At 32.3% G+C, this 2,704-nt stretch carries 3 protein-coding genes; all 3 read left to right on the forward strand.

What is annotated here, in order from left to right; translation table 11 throughout:
* A partial coding sequence (locus tag C8D97_RS17910; RefSeq protein WP_210204995.1) for a hypothetical protein occupies positions 1–720 on the forward strand: 720 nt, incomplete at its 5' end.
* A gap of 72 nt (positions 721–792) precedes the next feature.
* Positions 793–1,500, forward strand: a complete 708-nt coding sequence (locus C8D97_RS17915; protein ID WP_109765175.1) for a hypothetical protein — start codon at positions 793–795, stop codon at positions 1,498–1,500.
* 228 nt (positions 1,501–1,728) lie between these two features.
* The gene (locus C8D97_RS17920) at positions 1,729–2,433 is read left to right on the forward strand and encodes a hypothetical protein (RefSeq protein WP_109765176.1); all 705 of its coding nucleotides are present in this window, start codon (positions 1,729–1,731) and stop codon (positions 2,431–2,433) included.
* Positions 2,434–2,704: the final 271 nt, after the last annotated feature.

A 2,704-nucleotide genomic window follows, 5' to 3' on the forward strand; every position in this document is an offset into this window, starting at 1 on the left:
ACGTTTTTTATTCTTATCATGACTATGATTTGCATGATAGTCATAGTCTCTTTGTTTGATTTTTCAGAACCACCAGAAGAGCCGGTAAAAGCGGAGCATTATTGGCTATTTAATGACAAAGGAAATAAAGAGTGGCTTGTGGCTGAATACGGTAATCGTACTCTTGTTATTGATGCGGAATATGTTAACGATACAAGTGCAAATCTATCGGGACGTAATAATATTGATATGGTTCCGATGTTATGGCCGGGATTTTATCTACCGAGTTTAGGAGTAAAAGGTATCGAGCATTCTGTTGATATTGGTTTTACATTTTATAGAGATATTTATTTTGATAAGTCCTATAAACCAAAACAGCCTCCTTATGATTTAAAGTATAAAAAAAGCAACGGTCCCGGGCCGCTTTTTTTAAAAGACGATAATGCTTTTGGCAGAGAGCATTACTTTTATTATAACCAATCAAAAATTAATGTTAGGTGTAATTTCGATGTTGAAGACAGTTTTAATACCAAGCCTACCGATAATTGCCGCATATTTTTCTCCCCTGATATAGGTTTGATAGTCAGAATTGATGTTGAAGGGGAAGCGATGCGTCGATGGGGTGTGTTTGGCAAAGAACTTTTCTTATTTTTGGATCATATTTTTATAGAGCCTGACGAAGACCGATTTAAGTTTGACGAGTTTATGTACAACCTTGAGGAAATTAGAGCGCATGAATAGTTTTACAAATTAGCAAATTTCGCAGTTAAATGCGTCTTAGTTTGAATTAATTAACTTTTATTGTGGTTTATTATGATTGGTCTGATGGTATTAGGGTTTTACGTTTTTTATTGGTATTTATGTAGTGGTATAGCAAAGCTTGCTTTTTATAAGTCTAAGAGTGAGAGCGAAAAGAAAGTTAAATGGTTGAAAATAGGGTTGTTTGCCATACCCCTATATATAGTTGTTGTTGACTATGTCATTTTTCAATACCAGTGCAGTAGGGGTGATGTCTACTTTCCTGATAATAAACCTAACTGGCCAGAATCATTAGTTGTACTAGATAGCTTGTCGGCAAGGCCCTATGTGCAAGTTGAAGAGGTGGAAAAGCTATCATTTATTCATGGAGTAGAGTTTGATTATATAGTAGCTCCAATTGAGCATTATAATAAAGATGTTAATTTAGAGTACTTCGTGCCTACGGAAGAGGGTTTTAAAGTATACCCAAATATTTATTCGGATAAGTTAGGTTTCGATGCATCTGATATAATTAGTAGCGCGAAGTATTTATTATATAATAAACAATACAGCGTATTTAACGCGTCTAAATTAACACTTTATATTTATGATATGAAAAATAGGGATTTTATATCAGAGCTTACCATAGTATCACATAGAAAAAGTAGGACTAGCTTATTAATGTACCTATTGCCTTATCATTTTTCAAGGTGTGTGGTTGGTAACTCTGATGTTAGTGACTACTACAAATATTTTTTCAAAAAAACATTTAAAAATGGATAGTGCCATATGAATATAAAAGAATATGAAAAGTATAAAAAGGACAGCCATAACTTAGTATGAATGATCGAGTGATAATATGCGCATTTAAAATACTACCACTGTTTAGTTGTATGTAAGATCGCAGTTAATAAAGGTATAAAAATTTAATACGATTATTTACGTATGACTTTTAAGTTACTGGGTAAAACGAAGTTGTTTTAGTGGTAGTGTAAAAAATTGGAGAAATATATGATAGGGCTTTTATTTATTTTTGTATATGCATTGTTTATTCTCGTTGCAGTGTTTATGCCTTTCTTAATTTTTCGCAAAAGAGCAAAGAATTATAAAAAGAAGCGAGCAATTCTTTCTTTAATCATAATTAGCATTCCCTTTTTTGTATACGCATTTGAGCGAACTTTGTATGAATGGGAGTGCAGTAAAAATGTATATTTTTATCCTGAAAATAAATTGGAAAGGCCGTCTTCAATTGTTTACTCTGGATTTATTCCTGAAGGAAGTCGGGCGTATGAAAAAATCAATGAGAAGTATCTACTCAGAATCTTCTCTAATTTTTCATTTGAATATATTGTTGATGTTGGTGTTGGAGAAGACTTTAAATCAATTGGTAAGGATAGGATTGGTGAGTTGTTAATCGATGGTAAGTTGTACCCATATGAGCACAGGGATGTCGCGAATCACGAAAGAGATATGGTAATAAATAATACTAAACATATTGTTTACTACTCTATTGATTATAAATTTAACATGATTTTAATAACATACTATATTTATAATTATAAGAGTGACAAAGTGATTTCTGCAGTATCTGAAGTAAGTCATTCGAAGCGGCAGGATTTGGTAAATGTATTATATCCGTATGAGTTTGGTGTTTGCTCGAAACTTGAAGCTAAATACGGTCCTGCAACAGAACTTTTGAGTAATACATTTAAATAAGGAAGTCTACATGAATATTGAAAATAATTTTTTTGATTAACTCTTGTCAGTTGCTTCGTATGTCGACTTTGATGAAGGAGAAATTAATAATGAAGGACTTGCTGATAGTAGTTTAAAAGATAGTGATGAACTGCAGTCAGAAAGTTTGAGGGACTTGTTTTTAGATAATATCGATGTTTTATCACATAGGAAAAATAATGGCTCAGGTTTTTCTGCAACAGTATTTAAAAATATTACAAAATGATGAGTTTGTTTTTGCGAATCGCGGCAC

The sequence above is a fragment of the Pleionea mediterranea genome, from assembly GCF_003148745.1.
GTDB lineage: Bacteria > Pseudomonadota > Gammaproteobacteria > Enterobacterales > Kangiellaceae > Pleionea > Pleionea mediterranea.

What these genes read in the sequence shown, in the direction of transcription:
- C8D97_RS17915 (WP_109765175.1), top strand. Translation starts at nt 793, where the DNA reads ATGATTGGTCTGATGGTATTAGGGTTTTACGTTTTTTATTGGTATTTA.
- C8D97_RS17920 (WP_109765176.1), top strand. Translation starts at nt 1,729, where the DNA reads ATGATAGGGCTTTTATTTATTTTTGTATATGCATTGTTTATTCTCGTT.